Origin of the sequence: Paramagnetospirillum magneticum AMB-1 (genome assembly GCF_000009985.1) — a bacterium.
GTDB lineage: Bacteria > Pseudomonadota > Alphaproteobacteria > Rhodospirillales > Magnetospirillaceae > Phaeospirillum > Phaeospirillum magneticum.
In genome coordinates this window covers 1,597,785-1,618,291 of sequence record NC_007626.1, presented here as the reverse complement: position 1 = coordinate 1,618,291, position 20,507 = coordinate 1,597,785, and the positions used below count along the sequence as shown (strand labels likewise).

Genomic DNA, 20,507 nt, shown 5'->3' with positions numbered 1-20,507 from the left:
CCATGATCGAAGTCCGCAAAATCGTCACCATCAAGGAAGAGATCTTCCATGAAGGCGGTCCCGTGGCCGCCAAGCCGCTGCTGCGCGTCGCCGCCCTGGCGGTGATCAAGAACCCCCATGCCGGCCGCTATGTGGAAGACATCCAGGGGACCATGAAGGAGCTGGAGCCCCTGGGCCTGGAACTGGCCGACCGTCTGGTGGCCATCCTGGGCGGCGACCGCTCCATCGTGGAAGGCTACGGCAAGGGCGCCATCGTCGGCGAGGCGGGCGAGTTGGAGCACGGCGCCCTGTGGCACGTCCCCGGCGGCTACGCCATGCGCGAAGGCCTGGGCGACGCCAAGGCCATCGTGCCGTCCACCAAGAAGGTGGGCGCGGTGGGCGCCCGGCTGGACGTGCCGGTCACCCATGTGAACGCCTCGTATGTACGCAGCCATTTCGACGCCATGGAAGTGGGCGTGCCCGACGCGCCGCGCTCCGACGAGATGGTGGTGGTGCTGGTGATGACCACGGGTCCGCGCATCCATGCCCGGGTCGGCGGCCTCAAGGCCTCCGAGGTCAAGGGCGAGGACGGATTACGATGAGCGCCCGCATCCGCAAGATCGTGGTGGTGGTCGAGGAGACCCGCTCCGAGATGGGCCGCCCCGTCGAGCCCCCCACCCGCAAGGCGGCCGCCGTGGCGGTCATCGCCAATCCCTTCGCCGGGACCTATCAGGAGGACCTGTCCGAGCTGATCGCCATGGGCGAGGAGTTGGGCGCCCTGCTGGGGCAAAAGGCGGTGGAGGCGCTGGGCATCGCCCCCGCCCAGGTGGAAAGCTACGGCAAGGCCGCCGTGGTGGGCGAAAACGGCGAGCTGGAGCATGCCGCCGCCCTGCTTCACCCCAAGCTGGGCGCGCCCCTGCGCAAGGCGGTGGAGAAGGGCGCCGCCCTGGTGCCGTCGTCCAAGAAGCGGGGCGGCATGAACGCTCCCATCGACATTCCGCTGGGACACAAGGACGCCGCCTTCGTGCGCAGCCATTTCGACGCCATGGAAGTGCGAGTGCCCGATGCGCCCCGCGCCAACGAGATCGTGGTCGCCGTGGCGGTCACCGATTCAGGACGCCCCCTGCCGCGCGTGGGAGGCCTGACAGTGAGTGAGATCAAGGGTGAGGACGGCCTGCGCTGACGCAGGACCGGTGTCGACACACGTCAAGGAGGGTTTCATGGATCGCAGAACCGTATTGAAGAGCTTTGCCCTGGCCGCCCTGATGGCCGGCAGCCAGATGGGCACCGCGTCGGCCGCCGACACCATCAAGATCGGCGAGATCAACTCCTACACCTCTCTGCCCGCCTTCACCCTGCCCTACCGCAGCGGCTGGCAACTGGCGCTCGACGAAATCAATGCCGCCGGCGGCATCAACGGCAAGAAGCTGGAAGTGATTTCCCGCGATGACGGCGGCAAGCCGGGCGACGCGGTGACCGCCGCCAACGAGCTGGTCAGCCGCGAGAACGTCTCGGTCCTGTTCGGCACCTTCTTCTCCCATATCGGCCTGGCGGTCTCGGACTTCGCCAACCAGCGCAAGATTGTCTTCGTGGCCGCCGAGCCGCTGACCGACGCCCTGACCATGGAAAAGGGCAACCGCTACACCTTCCGCCTGCGCCCCGGCACCTACATGCAGGCCGCCATGCTGGTGGATCAGGCCGCCAAGCTGCCGGCCAAGACCTGGGCCACGGTGGCGCCCAATTACGAATACGGCCAGGTGGCCGTAAAGGTGTTCAAGGAGCTGATGAGCGCCAAGCGTCCCGACATCAAGTGGGTGGACGAGCAATGGCCCGCCATGGGCAAGATCGACGGCGGCGCCACGGTCCAGGCCCTGGCCCGCGCCGAGCCGGAAGCCATCTTCAACGTCACCTTCGGCGCCGATCTCACCAAGTTCATCCGCGAGGGCAACACCCGCGGCCTGTTCAAGAACCGTTCGGTGGTCAGCCTGCTGACCGGCGAGCCGGAATACCTGGACCCGCTGGGCGACGAGACGCCGTCGGGCTGGATCGTCTCGGGCTATCCCTGGGAGCAGATCAAGACCCCCGAACATGAAGCCTTCCTCAAGGCCTACAAGGCCAAGTTCAACGATTATCCGCGCCTGGGCTCGGTGGTCGGCTACAACACCATGAAGGCGGTGGCCGAGATGATCCGCAAGGCCGGCTCGGTCGATACCGACAAGCTGATCGCCGCCGGCGAGGGCCTGAAGATCGACAGCCCGCTGGGCCCCATCACTTTCCGGGCCGAGGATCACCAGTCCACCATGGGCGGCTATATCGGCAAGACCGCCATGAAGGACGGCAAGGGCATGATGGTCGATTGGCACTATGCCAACGGCGCCGATTACCTGCCGGCCCTGGCCGAGGTGGCCAAGGCGCGTCCCAAGAACTGAGCCTGACGCCGGGCGGCGGGTGACAAGGCCCGCCGCCCCCTTTCCTCCCCCGACCTCCGGCCGACAGGAGAGCGCCCAGTGAGCTTCTTCTTCATTCAATTCCTCAATGGGCTTGCCTCGGCGTCGTCCCTGTTCCTGGTGGCCTCGGGCCTGTCCATCATCTTCGGCGTCAGCCGCATCGTGAACTTCGCCCACGGCTCGTTCTACATGCTGGGCGCCTATATGGCCTTCACCCTGGTGCAGAAGCTCAGCGGTGGCACCGTCTTCGGCTTCTGGGGCGCCATCGTGCTGGCGGCGGCGGCCGTCGCCCTGGTGGGCGCCGTGGTGGAGATGGTCCTGCTGCGCCGCATCTACCAGGCGCCGGAACTGCTGCAATTGCTGGCCACCTTCGGGCTGGTGCTGATCGTCCAGGATCTGGTGCTGGTGCTGTGGGGGCCGGAGGACCTGCTGGGGCCGCGCGCCCCCGGTCTCAAGGGCGCCATCGACATCTTCGGCCAGTCCTTTCCCCAATACGATTTCGTGCTGATCATCCTGGGGCCGGTGGTTCTCGGGCTGCTGTGGCTGTTGTTCCACCGCACCCGCTGGGGCACCCTGATCCGCGCCGCCACACAGGACCGCGAGATGGTCGCGGCGCTGGGAGTCAATCAGGCCTGGCTGTTCACCTCGGTCTTCACCCTGGGCGCCTTCCTGGCCGGTCTGGGCGGGGCGGTGCAGTTGCCGCGCGAGGCCGTCAACCACGTCATGGACCTGCAGATCATCACCGAGGCCTTCGTCATCGTGGTGATCGGCGGACTGGGCAGCGTGCTGGGCGCCTTCCTGGCGGCGGTGATCATCGGCGAGTTGAACGCCTTCGGCATCCTGATCTTCCCGCAACTGACCCTGGTGCTGACCTTCCTGGTGATGGCGGTGATCCTGGTGGTCCGGCCCTGGGGCCTGCTGGGCAAGCCCGAGATGGTCATGCGCGGCGGCGGCGGAGTGGAGCGCCCCATCCGGCCGTTGACCCAGCGGGGCCGCAACGTCGCCTTCGCCGGTCTGGTGGTGCTGCTGGCCCTGCCCATGGTGGGGGGCAGCTACGGGCTTTCGGTGGCGTCCGAAGTGCTGATCTTCGCCCTGTTCGCCGCCTCGCTGCACTTCATGATGGGAACCGGCGGCATGGTGTCGTTCGGCCACGCCGCCTATTTCGGCCTGGGCAGCTATGGCGCCGCCCTGATGGTCAAGTATTTCGGCATTCCCATGCTGGCCGCCCTGGTCACCGGCCCGCTGCTGGCCGCCGCCGCCGCATTGGTGTTCGGCTGGTTCTGCGTCCGGCTGGCCGGCGCCTATCTCGCCATGCTGACCCTGGCCTTCGCCCAGATCGCCTATGCGGTGGTGTTCCAGTGGTCCAGCTTCACCGGCGGCGACAACGGCCTGATCGGCATCTGGCCCGCGCCTTGGGCGGCCAATCCGGTGGCCTTCTATTACCTGACCCTGGCCCTGTGCGGCGGCGGCATCCTGGCGGTGCGCCGCATCACCTTCGCCCCCTTCGGCTATACGCTGCGAGCCTGCCGCGACTCCGCATTGCGGGCCGATTCCATCGGCATCAATCTGTCGTCCCACCGCTGGGCGGGATTTGCCCTGGCCGGGTTCTTCGCCGGCATCGCCGGGTCGCTCTACGCCTTCCTCAAGGGCAGCGTGTTCCCCGACACCATCTCCATCGCCACCTCGGTGGACGGGCTGGTGATGGTGCTGCTGGGCGGTGTCCAGACCCTGACCGGTCCCGTGGTCGGCGCCCTGGTCTACAAGACCCTGCACGTGACCATCAGCAGCTATACCGACCAGTGGCGGACGGCCTTGGGCGTGATCATCATCGTGCTGGTGGTGGCCTTCCCCCAGGGCATCTCCGGCTTCGTCCAGGGCCGACTGACACGCTCCGAGCCCAAGGAGGACGCGGCATGAGCCAGAACCAGACCCTGTCCGTCCGCGGACTGTCCAAGAATTATGGCGGTGTCGCCGCCGTGACCAACGTGGATTTCGATCTGGCGCCGGGCGAGATCCTGGCCCTGATCGGTCCCAACGGCGCGGGGAAAAGCACCTGCTTCAACATGCTGAACGGCCAGTTTCCACCCACCGCCGGCAGCATCAAGCTGTTCGGCGAGGAACTGGTGGGCAAGAAGCCCCGCGAGATCTGGCGCCTGGGGGTGGGACGCACCTTCCAGATCACCGCCACCTTCGGCTCCATGACCGTGCTGGAGAACGTCCAGATGGCACTGATCTCGTTCCACAACCGGCTGCGCGCCCTGTGGCCCTTCGCCGGCGGCCTCTATCAGGACGAGGCCTTCCAGCTCCTGGAACTGGTGGGCATGGAGGCCCAGGCGTCGCGGCCGTGCAGCGTGCTGGCCTATGGCGACCTGAAGCGGGTGGAACTGGCCGTGGCCCTGGCCAACGCGCCCAAGCTGCTGCTCATGGACGAACCCACCGCCGGCATGGCGCCCAAGGAACGCATCGAGCTGATGCAGCTGACCGCCGACATCGTCAGGGAGCGCGGCATCAGCGTCCTGTTCACCGAGCACGACATGGACGTGGTCTTCACCCACGCCAACCGCATCATGGTCCTGAGCCGCGGCCATGTGGTGGCCGAGGGCAAGCCGCAAGAGGTGCGCGCCAATCCCGAGGTGCAGGCCACCTATCTGGGTACCGGCGCGGTCTATGACGATTCCAAGCACAAAGGTGCGGCATGAAACTGGAAGCCCATAACCTCAACGCCTTTTACGGCCGCGCCCAGATCCTGTTCGACGTGGGGCTGAAGGCCGGAGCCGGCGAAGTGGTGGCGCTGATCGGCCGCAACGGCGCCGGCAAGTCCACCACCTTCAAGAGCCTGGTCGGGCTGGTGCCCCAGCGCACCGGCCAACTGGTGTTCAACGGCACCGACATCAGCGCCCTGCCCGTGCACGACATCGTGCGCCTGGGCCTCGGCTATGTGCCGGAAGACCGCCGCATCTTCACCGACCTGACGGTGGAGGAGAATCTGGACGTGGGCACCCAACCGCCCCGGGATGGCGCCCCCACCTGGACCAAGGAGCGGCTGTTCCACCTGTTCCCCAATCTGGCCGGCATGCGCGATCGCGGCGCCGGCCGCATGAGCGGCGGCGAGCAGCAGATGCTGACCATCGCCCGCTCGCTGATGGGCAATCCCTCGCTGATCATGCTGGACGAGCCCTCGGAAGGCCTCGCCCCCAAGATCGTCGAGGACATGGCCAACGCCATCCTGGCCATGAAGAACGAAGGCCTCGCGGTGCTGATCTCCGAACAGAACCTGCACTTCGCCAAGATGATCTCGGACCGCGCCTATATCATCGAGAAGGGCCGCATCTGCTTTGACGGCACCATGGCCGAGCTGTCGGCCGACGAGGAGGTCCGGAACACCTATCTGGCGGTGTGATCGCGCCCGGCGAAGGGACCGGCCGCCAGATCCTTGGGCGACAGCTCGGCCTGATCCTCGGAGACCGGCCAGACGATGCCCAGATCGGGGTCGCGCCAGTGGATGGCGCCCTCATGCTCCGGCGAATAGGGCGCGTCCACCTTGTAGCCCACCAGGGTATTGTCCTCGAGGGTACAAAAGCCGTGGGCGAATCCCTTGGGGATGAACAGCATGGTCCCCTCGGCGGCGGACAGTTCCACACTCAAATGGCGGCCATAAGTGGCTGAGCCCGGCCGCAAATCCACCGCCACATCGAGGACGCGCCCACTATAGACGGAAATCAGCTTGGCCTGGGCCATGGGCGGGCGCTGAAAATGCAGTCCGCGCACCGTTCCGGTCTTGAAGGACAGGGAGACATTGTCCTTGATGACTTCGGTGTCCAGCCCGGCCTCCCGGAACGCCTGATGGCTCCAGGATTCCATGAACCAGCCACGCGAGTCGGAGAATCGGGCCGGCCGCAGCAGAAGGACACCCGGTAAATCACTCTCAACCACAAGCATGTTTTCTCCTCCTTTCTCCCGGTCTATATAGACGCAATATGGACATGGGCACCAGTCGGAGAAATTCCCGGCAGGTCTGACGGGGGATATGGCGGCTGATGCACATTCTCGTAACCGGGGCTGACGGAAGAGTGGGACGCGCGCTGGCCCGGGCCGCACTCCCGCAGGGCGCGACCCTCACGGCGCTGGGGCGACAGCAATTGGACATCACCGACCCGCAAGCGGTGGACCGGCTGTTGACCCTCCACGCCTGTTCCGTGGTGGTCAACACCGCTGCCTTCACCGCCGTCGATCGCGCCGAGACCGAGACGGCAGCCGCCATGGCCATCAATGGCGAAGGGCCGGCTCATTTGGCCCGCGCCTGCGCCGCCCGGGGCATCCCGCTGATTCATCTGTCCACCGATTACGTCTTCGATGGCCGCTCGCCCGAGCCCTACCGCGAGGACGCCCCCATGGCGCCGCTTTCCGTCTATGGCGCCAGCAAGGCGGCGGGGGAAGAGGCCGTGCGCTGGCTGCAGCCCGACCACGCCATCTTGCGGGTATCGTGGCTGTACGGCGGCGAACGGGGCGACTTCGTCCGCGCCATGGTGGGCGCCATCCGGGCCGGACGCCCCTTGCGGGTGGTCGACGACCAGATCGGCGGCCTCACCCATTCCGACAGCGTGGCTACGGCCGTCCTGGCCCTGGCCGACAAGATGCTGCGCCAGTCCCTGGAGCGGGGAACCTACCACTTCGCCGCCGGCGGCGCCGCCTCTTGGCACGAGATCGCCGCCCTGATCCTGTCCGAGCTGACCCGGGCGGGCATCGGCCCGGTTCCGCTGGAGGCCACTTCCGCCGCGGCTTACGGGCTGCCGGCGGCCCGCCCGGCCAATTCCCTGCTCGATTGCGGCAAGTTCGACCGACTGGTCGGGGCCGAGCGGCCCCATTGGCAAGACAGGCTGATCCCCGAATTGCGGCGCATCCTGGACGAGCCGGTCAAGCCGGCGTAGTCCAGTACTGCCCCCATTCCGCCCGCTCCTGGGCCAGTTGGGGAAAGCCCCCCTTGGCCAGCAGGGCTGCGCGCACCCCACGCCAGAAGGGATAAGCCTGGATGGCCTGGTGGCCGCGTTCGGCCAGGCGATCGCGCTCGGCCTTGCTGGCCGGGTTCAGGTAGTGGGCGCAGGTCTCGACCAGCTTGTCATAGGGGACAAAGACCACGCCGCCGTCATAGGGGTCGCGGTCCGCGACCTCCGACACCACGAAGCAGCGATTGGCCAGGAGATAGGAAAGCCGCACCTCCTCGACCACCTGCTTGTCGAACTGGTGGATGTTGATCACGATCTTCGAGCGGGCGATATAGCCGTCACGCTTGCCGCCATACACGCCGAAGATATGCTCGACCTTGTAGCCGGCATTGATGAGGGATTGCAGGATGGCCGTGCGCCGCGGCATCTTCGCGCCATAGAACAGCACGTCGATGTCGCGGTTTTCCACGTGATCGATCCGTTCGAGGATGGGGTCATGCCCGATCGGCACGTGAATCGCCGTATGGATTCCCTGGCTGTTCAGGAAGGCGACATTGGTCGGAGAGTAGTCCCAGATCTGCGTCGCCTGCCGCAGCAACTCGATGTAATACGGGCACTTCTCGAGCAGGGAGCCTTCGGTCAGGGATTCCAGCTGGAAGATGATGGTGTTCTTCAGCCCACCCGGCGGAAGCTCCCGCTTCTCGATGAAGGAGACGTGCCCGATCATCAGGTTGATGGCCCCGGGATCGACGTAATTCAGCGAATAACGATGAGGAACTCCCAGACGGCAAAAGGCACTGCGCAGGGAATCGATGACATCGTCGAAGATGGGCTTATGTTCGTTGTAGCCCACGTGGCAGATATTGATGGTCATGCGTCGCTCCGAAGCCAACAGGCGGCCCGCCTTTTTTATGACGGGCAGCACCAGACCGCAATGCCCGGTTAGGCGCCGTCAGCGATGGCTGGCATGGGAGCGGGCCGGGGAGGACAGGCAGACATTGCGCAGGGTCTCGGCGACGAAGACCAGGCTGTCGGCGGCGGGCGCACCGCCCTGATACCAATGGCCCAGCAGCCAGCCTTCCGGACTGACCAGGAACTGGCTACCGGTGATGTCGTCGGCGCTCAGCCCCAGGGTGACGGCCAGGGCCTGCCGCGCCGCCGGATCGTCGACGACGCAGACCGACGCAGACGGACGGCCGCCGCCGATCACCAAGGTGGGCGAGGTTCCGCCCTGGGCCACCCCATCCGCCCCCTCGACGACGATGTGGACGGGGGCTCCGCGCAACTGGGACAGGGAGGTACGCCGTCCATCGCCGCAGGTGGCGGCCATGTCGGGCGCCATGAAGCCATGCGGCCACAGCCCGGTGCGGGCCAGTTCCGCCCCGGCCGCGTTGGCATGCAGGAAGTCGATGACCTCCCAGCGCTCGGTATCGGACAGCTTGTCGGCGAAGCCGGGCATGGCCGGACGCCCATCGACCGCCACCATGCCCCGGCTGACCCACCAGAACAGGTCGCCGTCGGGATGATCCCACAGATGCTCGGCGGCGAGGTCGGCCGGCGGCACCGCCTGCCGGGACGCCTCGGGTCCGTCGCCCCGCCCTTCCGGGCCGTGGCAGCTCTGGCAGTGGCGGACATAGACCGCCTGTCCTCTGGCCACCGAACCGGCGGTAAAGCCGGTGGGCGAGGTGTGAAAGCTGGTGGGATAGGCCGGCACCAGCAGCAGGCCCAGGCCGGGCGCGCCGAACCAGGCCGAGAGGCCGGCGGCGGCCAGAAGCGGCCAGCGCAGCCGGCGGACCCACCACGCGGCGGCAAGCAGGACCAGGGTGGCGGCGGCAAGCCCCGCTGCCTCCATGATCTCCGGCTGCACCAGGGGCTCGGCCCAGGCGGCGAGGCTGGGACGCAACGGAAATGGCCAGGGCGGCGGCCAGATCTGGACGGACTGAAACGAAAGCGTCAAGCCTGAAGCAACTCCTGCCTCCGCCCCCCGTGGGGCCTCGGGCGCCAAGGATAGCCGGGTCCGCGCCGCCCGTCTTCCGTCTTGGGCCTCATGGCTCGGGAAAGACCGGGGCGAAGCCGCCGCCGGGCGTGCGGAAATTGGTGGTCTGGCCCTCGTAAAGCCGGGCGGCCATCTGAACGACCCGGCCCTGCCAGGCGTTAACCCGGATATCCATCTTCAGGCTGGCGCCCGCATGCGCCACCGCCAGACGCGGCGGCGGAATATAGCGCTGGGCCACATAGGGCGAGGCCAGGATGGTGGGCCAGGTGGAGCGCGACAGCTTCTCGCCGCGATAGACCGCCTTGCCGGCATGGCCCTTTGCCGGCTTGAAGAACCATTGCCGGCGCCCCGCCCACAATTCCTCGGCATTGATGGCGGAAACCGGAATGGTCGGCGGGACGATGGCGGCGACCGCCATGGCGATGTCGGCGCCAATCCCCATGGCCCCCAGGGCCTCGCCGTCGGACAGCAGCGCCAGCACCCGCTTGTCGGAATAAAGGAAATGGGCGCGGGGATCGGGGGTGACCACCGTCTCGCCGCTGCGCCAGGCCTCGGCCAGGGCGGCGTGGGCGGGGGAGTCCAGGCTGAAATCCACCAGCCGGTTGTAGACCATGTCGGCCGAGCCCGCGCGAAACTGGCCCGGATCGAGGATGGCGGCTCGAAGACCGGCCCGCTCGAACAGGCGGCGATACAGCTGGAATTCTGGGGCGAGGTACTGGTCGGCGGGATCGTCGTCGATGATCGCCACGCTGGAGAGACCTTGCCCGGCGCGCTGGCGCCGCCATTCATCGCGAAAGGCCTCCAGCGCCATGGCCTCGACCTCGGGGGGCTGGCCCAGCTCGGGCCGGCAGGCGACCAGGGCGCGGGCCTGGGCCGCCACCGCCAGCATGCCGCCGGGATTGGTATTGATCTCGATCAGGCGCGGCCCGTCCTCGGTCAGATGAAAGTCGAAGCCCAGCATCCAGCCGCCCAGGCCGTGATCGGGCAGGCTTTCGCCCCGGGCGACCTCCATGGCCGCAACCGCCAGGGGTGGTGCGGAGAATACGGCATGCAGGGCCGCAACCGCCCGCGCCAGACCGTCGATCTGGTCACGGGGCAAGATGACGGCGCAGGGAGACAACAGCCCGGCGCGCCCCCGCAACTCACCGCCGATCCCGGCATCGCCCAACTGGGCGCCCAACGCCGCCCACATCTCCTCCTCGGGAACGGAAACAGCCCTCATCCGCCGGCGCCCGTGACGGGAGGCAGGACGAGCAAAGGCGGCGAGACGGCAAGCAGACTCATGACATTTCCCTATGAAAGCGGGGGAGGCCGACGGCCTCCCCCAAGGCCGGATCAGCCTTTGTGCATCTGATGCTCGCCCATCATCTTGCGGCGACGCTCATCGCGCTTCATGCGGATCATCCGGGTGTCCTCGGCCATGCCCATATAGGTGAGCATCAGGGCCTTGTCGAAGTCCGCCAACTCGCCGTCGCCCTTGGCCGCCTCGGCGGCCAGCTTGGCGGCGAACGAGGTCTTGGGCTTCTTGGTCATGACGCCCCGGTGCTCGCCGCCGATGACATAGGTCGCGGCCTCGGCATTGGTCAGCGGCTTGACGGCCTCGCCCGAGCCGTTGTCAGGGGCGTAGATGGCCTTGGGCACCCGGTCCAGGTTGACCGACAGCGACACGGCGGCGCAGTGGAGGGAACAGGTGCCGTCCACCAGATCGTCCGAGTAGTGCACCAGATGGCGGCTGAAATGGTACTCGGTGCGATCCATGCCGCAATAGGGGCACTTGGGGTACTTGGCCAGTTCATCGACCAGCGGAGTCGGGTCCTTGGGCTTCTTGGGCGTGAACTGCATGGGGGTGCCATCCCCCTCGGCGGCCACGGCGGGAACGGCCAGGGTGGCGGCAAGACCCAAAGTGGTGCCGGCGGCCAGGAACTTGCGACGGTTCATTACGCTCTCCTATGGAACTCAAGTCATCAACGGGATGAAGTCTTCACCAGCAGGGCGAGGCCGAGACCCGTCCAGAGCGATGCGATCAGGGCGCACCGATCCCGTCTCCAGCCCGCCTGCTTCAACGACAGGAATCAGGAGAAGGACGGGGGGCCGCGTTGGGGATGGGGAAGATGACCGGGATTACCCGGTATGGCCCCCTCCACGGGCGCCGCGACGACGACCGGCGTCGGCGGGATGGGGGCCGCGCTCCACGACAGCGGCGCGAGCAGGAGCTTGGCGCCGGCGTGAATCTGGCAGTACTGGCAATGATCGTGGACGACCTTGGACGAAACAGGAGTGCCGCCGGCCTCGCCGGAATGGCAGATGGAGGCTTCAAGTTCCTGATCCACCGACAGCGCGGCGCCGGCCTGACCGGCCGGCAGCAGAATCTGCAGCACCAGGGCCAGCACGCCCGCCCAGGCGGCAAGCCGCCTGATGCAGGTCCGCCGTGCCGCAACCACCGATGCCTTGCCCGGAACGAAAGCCATCAATCCCCGCATTGCCGCCATGGGCGGTGTAGACAACCCTAATGTAGCACGGGGGTCACGGAGAAGTCACCGCCCTCCTCCCCGACCGGACAGGCGGCCCAAAGACTGAATGCGCCGACGATTGCCAGCCTCTCTCCCTGACAGTATTATGACGAGCAATGCACCTAAAGATGCATTGAACATAGATGATAGCAACCAGTGAGTCTTTTGAATCGGCCGGGGGTCTTATGCCGATTCCGCCTGCAGCATCTTGGGGGAAGTCACGGATTATGAGCTTGAACTCAAAGGTCACGATGTTTTTCGTGGCCATGGCCGTCAGCTTGGTCTTCATGCTGGTGGCGATCAATCTGTACGCCTTTCGCTCGTTTTCGATCGCGTCGGCCACTGACCACATCCGCACCGCCGCCGAAATCGTTCGCGTCCACCTGACCGAATCCATGATCAACGGCGTCATCGACAAGCGGGAAAGCTTTCTCAGCCGCCTGATGGACGTCCAGGGCCTGACCTCGGCCCAGGTGGTCCGCTCGCCCCTGGTGGAGCAGCAGTTTGGCAAGGGCCTGGGGCGCGAGACTCCCAACGATGAGGTGGAGCAGCAGGTTCTCCACGACGGCAAGCCCGTCTACCGCGTCGAGGAAAGCCCCAACGGCACCATCTTCCGCGGCACCATTCCCTTCGTCGCCTCGACCCGCGGCTCGCCCAACTGCCTGCAATGCCATCAGGTGCAGGAAGGCGCGGTGCTGGGCGCGGTGACGCTGTCCATGTCCATCGAGGACCTGAAGTCCAAGGCCCTGCTGACCGTCGCCGGAATCGTCGGAATCGTGGTGCTGTTCAGCGCCGCGACCTTCTTCCTGATCCGGCGCGTCATCCAGCCGGTCTCGACCACCGCCCTCAATGTGGAACTGGCGGTCCAGCGGGCGCTTCGCGGCGACTTCAAGGGCCAGGTCAGCCAGCGGACCGAGGACGAGGTCGGCCAGATCGCCGCCGACATGAACCGCCTTCTGGCCTTTCTCGACAACGGCCTGAACCGCATCGGCGACAGCGTCGCCCGCCTGACCAACCGCACCCCCAGCCCCGACGAGAACCTGCTGAACGCCACCATCGACATGGTGGACGGGCTGTCGCGCGCCGCCCGCTTCAAGCAGGCCATCGAGGAGGACGAGACCAAGGCCGAGATCCACGAGCGCCTGGCCCGGACCCTGGATGGAGAGTTCGGCATCAAGACCTTCTCGCTCTACGAGATCGTGCCCAACAAGAACCAGATGACCCCGCTGTTCGTGGACGGCGTCCCCGACAGTTCATGCCGTTGGTGCGACCCGCAGATCCTGGTGCGCAGCGAGGGCTGCCGCGCGCGGCGCACCGGCCACATGGTCGATGGCGTCACCAACCCGGCCATCTGCTACGCCTTCCAGCCGGAAAACGACACCAGCGGCTACAAGCATATCTGCCTGCCCATCATCCAGTCCGGCTCGGTGGGCAACGTGTTGCAGTTGGTGGCCTCCGAGGGGCAGGAGCAGCACCTGCTCAGCAAGATTCCCTACGTGAACGTCTATCTGCGCGAGGCCGCTCCGGTGCTGGAGACCAAGCGGTTGATGGAGACCTTGCGGGAATCGTCGCTCAGCGATCCCATGACCGGGCTGAACAACCGCCGATTCCTCGAAGAATACGTCGACACCCTGGTGGCCAACGTCCATCGGCGCAAATCCGCCCTGACGGTGATGATGCTGGATCTCGACCACTTCAAGATGGTCAACGACACCTATGGCCACGATGCCGGCGATGCGGTGCTCAAGGCCCTGTCCAAGGTACTGCGCCAGGCGGTTCGGGCCTCGGATCTGGTGATCCGCTTCGGCGGCGAGGAATTCCTGATCGTCCTGGTCGACACGCCGTCGGCCGAAGCCGATCAGGTCGCCGAGAAGATCCGTGCCCTGGTGGAAGCCCTGGTGGTGCAGACGGGAACGGTGACCATCCGCAAGACCATTTCCATCGGCCTGTCCGACTTCCCCACCGACAGCGACACCTTCTGGCAGGCGGTGAAGTTCGCCGACGTCGCCCTGTACCAGGCCAAGGAAAATGGCCGCAACCGGGTGGTGCGCTTCAACGAATCCATGTGGGAAAACAAGAAGGAATACTGAGTTCGCGCCGCGGTCTCCACTCTGGCAATGTCAGAGCGGGGATTGCGGCCGGTCAGCTCACCCCTGCCCTTCGCCCTGGAACGGCAGGGTGAAGACGAACTCGGTCCCCTGTCCAGGACGGGTGCGGACCGCCACCGTTCCGCCAAGCTTTGCCGTTTCGGCGCGCACGGCGGCCAGCCCGACCCCACGGCCGGAGAACTGGTCGAGGTGGACATTGGTGGTCATGGAATCCAGGAAGATCAGGTCGAGCACCTGGGCCTCGGTCATGGCGGCCACCGCTTCGGCCGGCATCAGGCCCGCTTCCACGACCCTGGTCCTGACGGCGCCCTGATCGATACCCACCCCATCGTCGGCAATACTCAGATGGATGGAATCGGCGGTCCGGCCGACCTTGCAGGTGATCCGCCCGCTTTCGTTCTTGCCCGCCAGCAGCCTCGAATCCGGGTCCTCGATGCCATGGGTCACGGCGTTCCGGAAGACATGGGCCAGCGAGCGGAGGAACGGGGCAAAGGTCTTGGGGTCAATCCATATATCCTCGCCACCCGAGATCTCGACGGGGGCCACGTTCTTTTCCAGCCGAGCTGCCACCTGCGCCACCGTATTGCGATGTCCGGACAAGGTGTCACACAGCGGAGTCTTGCGCAGAAAGCCAATCTCGACGAGCAGCCTTCTGATCTCGGGTACCGCCGTGTCGATCGCCTCACCACGCAAAAGGTCGGAGGCCAGGCGTTCCAGCTGGACGACCTGTTCCGCCGTGAGGGTGATCCGCTCGCCCCGGTCCAGGAAGTCGTCCCCGATGATCTCGCGCAACTGGCTCAGATCCCGCTCGAAGGGTGGCTCCAGCGGCACCGCGGCGACCGCGGCGCGGATATCGTCGGCCGAAAGGCCATCCTTCCGTGCCCGCATCTCGCCAAGGCGCCCCTCCAGGCAATGCAGGGCTTCGGGCGTGTATTGGAAACTAAACTGGTTCAGCGTGCCCTTGAAGGTGTGAACCTCCCGGTACAACCCTTCCAACACCCCGGACGGCGGCAGGGGTGAATGGGCCAGCGCGGGTATCTCGGCCTGGGTGAACCGACGGAAGGCATTGACGGAGTCAAAGAAGTCACGGCTGTCGGTGACCGCCGTGACCACCATCTGGAGAATCTTGTGATTGCTGCGAACCCTGTCCTCCAGACGGCGCTCCTCGGTGATGTCGGTGAGGACGAGCATGAGGTGCCCACTCTCCAGCACCGAGTACTCGATCGCAAGGATCAGGTCGCGCAGCCGGACCTCGGTGGGCAGCAGGGACAGGTACAGCTCCCGCTTGAAGGGCTCTCGCTCCTTCAAAGCCTCCGGGACGCCAAGACGCAGCAGATCAGCCTTTGCAGCCTCATCCGGGAAAAGGAGGCTGGCCACGTCCTTGCCCGCCGGTGACTGGCCCAGCATGGTCTCGCACGCCCGGCTGTATTGGGAATCAACCACCAGATTGGCGCCGAATGACAGGAAGCCCTGGCCGGAATTATCGAGAAGGCTGGCCACCTGCTCGCTTTTGTCGCGGAAGGCGGCGGCCATTTCCTCCGCGAGGTCCTTGGCGGCCCGGAGCGCCGCATCGGCGGCGCGGCGGTCGGTAATGTCCTCGATCAGCCAGATGGTTCCCTTGGACAGATCAGACGGATCGGCAGCCGCCCCGACCAGCTTGCAGACCCCCCTCTCGCCGTTTCTCCGCCGAATGGCGTGCTCGCCGCTATAGGTCTGGCCCTCGGCCATCAGCTTGTAGGCCTCGCCCACCAGCCGGAAGTCTTCCTCGCTGGTCCAGACCGCCCGCGTCTCCATGCCTTCGAGCGCCCCCGGAGCATAGCCAAGCAAACGCCCGGCGGCGATATTGGCCCGCTGGATCACCCGGCGGCCATCGGCGGTCAGCTTGACGACCACGATGCCGAGAGACGCATTTTCCAGGATGATTTCCTGCTCGTTCAAAATCTTGTCCAGTTGCTCCTTCTTCTCGACCAACTGGGCGGTTCGCTCGGCCACCGTCCGCTCCAGGTCGTCGCGGTGGCGCTGCAGATCCTCGTAGAGCAGGGCGTTTTCCAGGGAGATGGCCGCCTGGGAGGCCAGCAGATCGAGAACCGCTACCCGATCGGCGGTAAAAACGTGGGAAACGTGGCTGTTTTCCAGGTACAGCAATCCGATAAGCCTCGATTGCTTGACCATGGGCAGGCACAGCACCGAGCGGACCTTACCGGCCCTGAGATAGGGGTCCGAACTGAAATCGTTGTCCTGCAACGCGTCGTCCAACAGCACACGCTTCCAGGCGCGGTGGACGTAGTTCAGCACCTTTTCGGGCAGGTCCGCCCCATTGGGCACCCTGCGCTGGGACTCGACCGACACCGCACCGTCACCGATCCGGGCCTGGGCCACCACCGTTGGCGTACCGTTCAGGTCGACGATCAGCGCGCCGCGTTGCGCCCCGGCATTCTCCACCGTGATCCGCAACAGCGTTTCCACCAGCCGGTCCAGCGCGATCTCCCCCGAGACCGCCTGGGAGGCCTTGACCACGCTGATGACATCGAGATTTTGGGCCTGAGCCGGACTTTCGCTTCCCTTGGCGGACTGGATATGCTCTGCACCGAGTTCGGGCTGCTCGCTCTCGATCCGCCTTACCTTGTCCACCGCCCCCCACTGGGCGTAGCAATCCCGCGCCTTGCGAAGATATGTTTCGGCGATCAGGGCCATTTCCCGTTCCCTGTAGAACCGGGAGGCGGATTCATAGGCCATGGCCTCCAGGTGGAGGAAGCCCCCATCGCGGGCCGAGGCGATCGCCTCCTCGTAGCGCCGCTGCGCCTCCAGCACATCCCCGTCCAGGCGCGCCAGCTCGGCCAGGGCCAGAGAGTACCGGCATCCGTAGTTCCTGGGGCTGTCGCCGGCCCGGCGGCGCAACAGGTCCACATGCCCCAGCATCTCCTGCCGCCGCTCCTCCACGGGGAGGTCGAGCTGCGACAATGTCAGAACGGCCAGCAGGTGGTAGGTGGTCTCGGCCACCCATCCGGTGATGCTTTTCAGGGATGCGGCGACCTTCAGGCTCTGGTCCCTGGCCTGAAGGTACTCGCCGCGCAGCAGGGCTACCATTTGGCCCATCAGGTGGAAATAGGCGACACCGGTGCCGAACTTGGCGCCGGTCAAAGCCGCCAGGAATTCCGCGCCGTTCTCCAGATACCCGGTGGGGTCGAGGGCACCGGTCAGGCTGGAAACAAACGCCTTCTGGGCCCGCAAGGCATTCAGGAGTCCAATATTCCGGCTCTGTTCGGCAAAGGCCGAATAGGTCACCGACGCCGCGTCCAGCTCGTCGAGATGAGCCCCGCTTTCCAGGGTCAGCCAGCACATCTCCAGGGCGCCATAGACGGCATAGGAATAGTCGCCCGCCGCCTGACACTCGACGAATCCCTCGCGCAGGATCTCGATGCTCGACTCGAAAGAATTCCGGCGGCTGTTGATGAAGACCCCACTGCGCACCAGGATGCGGCCCTTCAGGTCAGGGCGCGACAGCGTCTCCTGAAGCTTCAGGGCAAGGTCGGCGTATTGCAGGGATTCGTCGATTTCGCCGAACTCGCTGACCAGGACGATGGCGTAACCCATGTAGATGGAGCACGAATCACCGGTATTGCCCTGGCGCAGGGTGATATTCAGCCCGTTGAGGGCCAGCCAGCCGTAGAGATCCGGCCGGGCCAGAAACGAGCATGGCAGGCAATCGGCCAGAATGCCGATCATGGCCAGCGCCTCCGGATCGGTCATGGCCGGAGCGTCGATCAGGGCGCCGATCTCGCGGCCGCGCAGGTTGGCGCTTGCCTCACGCCGCCCTTGGGCGACGGCCTGGTCCACCTCGGCGGGCGACGCCGGGCAGTCCAGGCCAAAGAGGCCAAGGACGTTCAGGGCGATGTCCACGGCGTCGCCATACCGGCCCGCCACCTGATTACGCAGGATCAGCAACCGGTAGGCCCGGGCCCGGTCGGCGTTGCCGCGGGTCCGTTCGAGGACGAACGGAAGGAGGTCATCCACCTGCTGGAAATTGCCCAGCAGCAATTCGCAGGTGACGCGCTCGAGATACAGCCACAGCGTCCGGTCGTAATCGTGGTCCCAGGCATCGGGCGGCAGCAGATCCATGGCCTGGACAAAGAAGGTCTGCGCCGTCACATAGGCGGCCGAGGCCTTGGCCTTCTCTCCGGCCAGGGCGCACCAGCGGCCGAGCCGGTACCGCTCCTCCGGATCCGAGACCAGCTCGACCCCCTGGGTGAAATGGCCGACGATCTCGAAAATGGCATCGTCGAACCCGGCGGGATCGAGTCCGGCGGCCAGCTTGCGGGCGATGCGCAAATGCTCGGCCGGACGATCCCCGGCGGGCAGCAGCGAATAGGCCGCCTCCTGGATGCGGTCGTGGGAAAAGTGGATGGTATCGTTGCGGCGAACCAGGTAGGAGGCGCGCAACGCGTCGCCCAGATCGGCATCGAGGGTCTCGGCGGCCCCGTCATGGACCAGGGCCAGCTTGCGAACCGGGACCATGTTGCCCAGGCAGGCCAGCCGGCGCATCACCTCCTGGGTCTTTTCCGGCAGGCGCAGGATCTTGCCGACCATCAGATCGACCACATTGTCGGTGAAATTCTTGGCGGCGATCCGCTCCATGTCCCATTGCCAGCCCTCGGGGCCGGGGCTGAGCAGTTGTTCCTCGAACAGACCGTGCATGAACTGGATGGTGAAAAACGGATTGCCCCCGGTCTTGCCGCCGATGATCTCCACCAGGGGCTGCGCCCGGGCCGCCGGGCACGACAATGTCTCTGCCACAAGTTGCCGTAGATGGCCGGTGGACAGCGGTCGCAGGGGGATCTCCTCAATCCTGGTCCGGGCGCGGATGGCATCCTTGGCCAGGGTCAGCGGATGCGCAGGCCCCACCTCATTGTCGCGGTAGGCGCAGACCAGCAGCAGGTGGCCCAGCTCGGACCGGCCTGCGAGATATTCCAACAGCTTCAGGCTGCCGGGGTCGATCCATTGCAGATCGTCAAGAAACAGGACGAGGGGATGGCGCTCGGTCGCCCAGCGGGCCAGGAAACGGCGGAAAGTGGTGAAAAAACGGTGCTGCGCCTCGTTGGGCGGCAGTTCCGGCACCAGTGGCTGCTCGCCGATCAGCAGGGCCAGATCGGGAATCAGATCGGTGATCAGCCGCCCGTTCTGGCCGACCGCATCGAGAATGGCAAGGCGCCATTTGACCAGGCGCGCGTCGTCCAGTCCCAGGATCTGGCGAACGCAGCCCTGAAAGGCCTGAGCCCAGGTGGCATAGGGAATGTGGCGCTTGTACTGGTCGAACTTGCCCGTGGCGAAGAAGGTGTTCGAGCCGACCAGCGCCTTTTGCAATTCCCCCACCAGGACCGACTTGCCGATGCCCGAATAGCCGGCGACGAAGACCACCTCCAGCGCGCCGTCGCCCGTGACCCGCCCGGCGGCATCGAGCAATTGCCGCAATTCGGCCTCGCGGCCATACAGTTTCTCGGGAATGACCAGACGGTCAGGACGGTCATTGGCGCCCAGCAGAAACGGCGCGATAGCCCCGGTCCCGCGCCAGTCCTCCAGGCAGATCCGGAGATCGGCGGCTAGTCCCTTGGCCGTCTGATAACGATCCTCCGCCGCCTTGGACAGCAGCTTGGCGACCATTTCCAGGACGACTACCGGCACATCCTCGCGAAACCGCGACAGCGGCGGAGGACGCCGGGCCACGTGGAAATGCACCAATTCGGCCGGATCGTTTGAATCGAAAGGCAGCCTGCCGGCCAGCATCTCGAAAAAGACGATGCCCAGGGAATAGAGGTCGCTGCGGCAATCCACCGAGCGGTTCATGCGTCCGGTCTGTTCCGGCGCCATATAGGCCAGGTCACCCTCGATGGATTCGATGGGTTCGGGCGGCATCTGGTGGCGCGGCAGCACGGACGCGAAGCCGAAACTGGTGAAACGGATGGAGTCACCGTCCGGAGCCACCAGCATGGCCCCCGGTTTGATGCCCTTGTGCACCAGACCGGCGGCATGCAGCTTCGCCAGGGCTTCGGCCATGCGTAGAGCCAGAACGAGAAAGCCCTCGACGGCCAGTCCCTTCTCGCCCGACCGGGACTTGGAATGATGGCGCAGAAGGGCGTCCAGGACGATCCCGCCCGGGTCCTCCAGCACCAGTTCCGCCCTACCGCCCTGCCCCGCAAGAAGTTGGGGTCGAACGGCCCAATCGGAGTCGAGACAGCCCCTCAATCCGAATTCATGGGCAAGACGCGCCGCCACCCGTACCGAAGGCACCTCGTCGGCGGCAACACGCACCAAAGCCGCGCCGGCATCTTCCGCCTGCGCCCGCCACAGCACGGTGTCGCCGTCACGGCACAGCACTTCGGTCCGTCTCAATGTTGCAAGAAAGCGGTCCGTCACAGAGATACTCACCCCACCGAAACTCTTGCAGCGCAGATCGGGGAAAAACACCCCCACGGCCGTACGGCAGGGGAAACCCCGGAAGCCGTATAAGGACGATCTTACCTATGTAT

Annotated in this window: 15 protein-coding genes; 8 read left to right on the top strand and 7 right to left on the bottom strand. The window is 65.9% G+C overall.

Translation table 11 applies throughout. From position 1 onward, the window contains the following. Positions 1–2: 2 nt before the first annotated feature. The 6 genes from AMB_RS07475 (at position 3) to AMB_RS07450 (ending at position 5,826) form a co-directional block, all read left to right on the top strand. Positions 3–581 carry an amino acid synthesis family protein gene (locus AMB_RS07475; RefSeq protein ID WP_011383890.1) on the top strand — a complete coding sequence of 193 codons (579 nt, stop codon included), beginning with the start codon at positions 3–5 and terminating at the stop codon, positions 579–581. Further along, positions 578–1,162: an amino acid synthesis family protein gene (locus AMB_RS07470; protein WP_011383889.1), complete on the top strand. Its 585-nt coding sequence runs from the start codon at positions 578–580 to the stop codon at positions 1,160–1,162. The genes AMB_RS07475 and AMB_RS07470 overlap by 4 nt, the downstream gene beginning before the upstream one ends. A 37-nt stretch (positions 1,163–1,199) precedes the next feature. Beyond that, positions 1,200–2,408, top strand: coding sequence for an ABC transporter substrate-binding protein (locus tag AMB_RS07465; RefSeq protein WP_043743753.1), 1,209 nt, complete (start codon positions 1,200–1,202; stop codon positions 2,406–2,408). 78 nt (positions 2,409–2,486) lie between these two features. After that, positions 2,487–4,343, top strand: a complete 1,857-nt coding sequence (locus AMB_RS07460; protein WP_011383887.1) for an ABC transporter permease — start codon at positions 2,487–2,489, stop codon at positions 4,341–4,343. After that, positions 4,340–5,125: an ABC transporter ATP-binding protein gene (locus AMB_RS07455; protein WP_011383886.1), complete on the top strand. Its 786-nt coding sequence runs from the start codon at positions 4,340–4,342 to the stop codon at positions 5,123–5,125. The genes AMB_RS07460 and AMB_RS07455 overlap by 4 nt, the downstream gene beginning before the upstream one ends. After that, positions 5,122–5,826, top strand: a complete 705-nt coding sequence (locus AMB_RS07450; RefSeq protein ID WP_011383885.1) for an ABC transporter ATP-binding protein — start codon at positions 5,122–5,124, stop codon at positions 5,824–5,826. The genes AMB_RS07455 and AMB_RS07450 overlap by 4 nt, the downstream gene beginning before the upstream one ends. Here AMB_RS07450 and rfbC read toward each other — a convergent pair. Beyond that, positions 5,811–6,365, bottom strand: a complete 555-nt coding sequence (gene rfbC / locus AMB_RS07445; RefSeq protein WP_011383884.1) for a dTDP-4-dehydrorhamnose 3,5-epimerase — start codon at positions 6,363–6,365, stop codon at positions 5,811–5,813. The two genes, AMB_RS07450 and rfbC, sit on opposite strands and share 16 nt — an antisense overlap. A 131-nt stretch (positions 6,366–6,496) precedes the next feature. On the opposite strand from rfbC, the gene rfbD reads away from it, so the two are divergent. Next, the gene (gene rfbD, locus AMB_RS07440; protein WP_158303949.1) at positions 6,497–7,354 is read left to right on the top strand and encodes a dTDP-4-dehydrorhamnose reductase; all 858 of its coding nucleotides are present in this window, start codon (positions 6,497–6,499) and stop codon (positions 7,352–7,354) included. Here rfbD and AMB_RS07435 read toward each other — a convergent pair. From AMB_RS07435 to AMB_RS07415, 5 genes are all read right to left on the bottom strand, one after another. After that, on the bottom strand, positions 7,341–8,243 hold the full coding sequence (locus tag AMB_RS07435; protein WP_043743747.1) for a hypothetical protein: 903 nt from the start codon (positions 8,241–8,243) through the stop codon (positions 7,341–7,343). The genes rfbD and AMB_RS07435 overlap by 14 nt on opposite strands. Before the next feature lie 78 nt (positions 8,244–8,321). After that, the gene (locus AMB_RS23295; RefSeq protein WP_011383881.1) at positions 8,322–9,326 is read right to left on the bottom strand and encodes a c-type cytochrome; all 1,005 of its coding nucleotides are present in this window, start codon (positions 9,324–9,326) and stop codon (positions 8,322–8,324) included. An 88-nt stretch (positions 9,327–9,414) separates the two neighbouring features. Further along, the gene (locus AMB_RS07425) at positions 9,415–10,587 is read right to left on the bottom strand and encodes a hypothetical protein (protein WP_231849020.1); all 1,173 of its coding nucleotides are present in this window, start codon (positions 10,585–10,587) and stop codon (positions 9,415–9,417) included. A gap of 113 nt (positions 10,588–10,700) precedes the next feature. Next, a complete protein-coding gene (locus AMB_RS07420; protein WP_011383879.1) occupies positions 10,701–11,303 on the bottom strand; it encodes a nitrous oxide reductase accessory protein NosL in 603 nt (200 codons plus the stop codon). A gap of 134 nt (positions 11,304–11,437) precedes the next feature. Further along, entirely contained in the window at positions 11,438–11,833 is a 396-nt protein-coding gene (locus AMB_RS07415; RefSeq protein ID WP_011383878.1) for a DUF2946 family protein, read from the bottom strand. A 308-nt stretch (positions 11,834–12,141) separates the two neighbouring features. Between AMB_RS07415 and AMB_RS07410 the strand changes: the two genes are divergently transcribed. Then, the gene (locus AMB_RS07410; RefSeq protein WP_231849068.1) at positions 12,142–13,965 is read left to right on the top strand and encodes a diguanylate cyclase; all 1,824 of its coding nucleotides are present in this window, start codon (positions 12,142–12,144) and stop codon (positions 13,963–13,965) included. A 57-nt stretch (positions 13,966–14,022) separates the two neighbouring features. On the opposite strand, the gene AMB_RS07405 is transcribed toward AMB_RS07410, so the two are convergent. Then, positions 14,023–20,370, bottom strand: a complete 6,348-nt coding sequence (locus AMB_RS07405; protein ID WP_158303948.1) for an AAA family ATPase — start codon at positions 20,368–20,370, stop codon at positions 14,023–14,025. Between the last annotated feature and the right edge of the window lie 137 nt (positions 20,371–20,507).

Excerpts from the sequence above, each read along its gene's own strand:
- AMB_RS07455 (WP_011383886.1), top strand. The coding sequence starts at position 4,340 with ATGAGCCAGAACCAGACCCTGTCCGTCCGCGGACTGTCCAAGAATTAT.
- AMB_RS07465 (WP_043743753.1), top strand. The coding sequence starts at position 1,200 with ATGGATCGCAGAACCGTATTGAAGAGCTTTGCCCTGGCCGCCCTGATG.
- AMB_RS07410 (WP_231849068.1), top strand. The coding sequence starts at position 12,142 with ATGGCCGTCAGCTTGGTCTTCATGCTGGTGGCGATCAATCTGTACGCC.
- rfbC (WP_011383884.1), bottom strand. The coding sequence starts at position 6,365 with ATGCTTGTGGTTGAGAGTGATTTACCGGGTGTCCTTCTGCTGCGGCCG.
- AMB_RS07425 (WP_231849020.1), bottom strand. The coding sequence starts at position 10,587 with ATGAGGGCTGTTTCCGTTCCCGAGGAGGAGATGTGGGCGGCGTTGGGC.
- AMB_RS07435 (WP_043743747.1), bottom strand. The coding sequence starts at position 8,243 with ATGACCATCAATATCTGCCACGTGGGCTACAACGAACATAAGCCCATC.
- AMB_RS07470 (WP_011383889.1), top strand. The coding sequence starts at position 578 with ATGAGCGCCCGCATCCGCAAGATCGTGGTGGTGGTCGAGGAGACCCGC.
- AMB_RS07420 (WP_011383879.1), bottom strand. The coding sequence starts at position 11,303 with ATGAACCGTCGCAAGTTCCTGGCCGCCGGCACCACTTTGGGTCTTGCC.
- AMB_RS07450 (WP_011383885.1), top strand. The coding sequence starts at position 5,122 with ATGAAACTGGAAGCCCATAACCTCAACGCCTTTTACGGCCGCGCCCAG.
- AMB_RS07475 (WP_011383890.1), top strand. The coding sequence starts at position 3 with ATGATCGAAGTCCGCAAAATCGTCACCATCAAGGAAGAGATCTTCCAT.
- AMB_RS07415 (WP_011383878.1), bottom strand. The coding sequence starts at position 11,833 with ATGGCTTTCGTTCCGGGCAAGGCATCGGTGGTTGCGGCACGGCGGACC.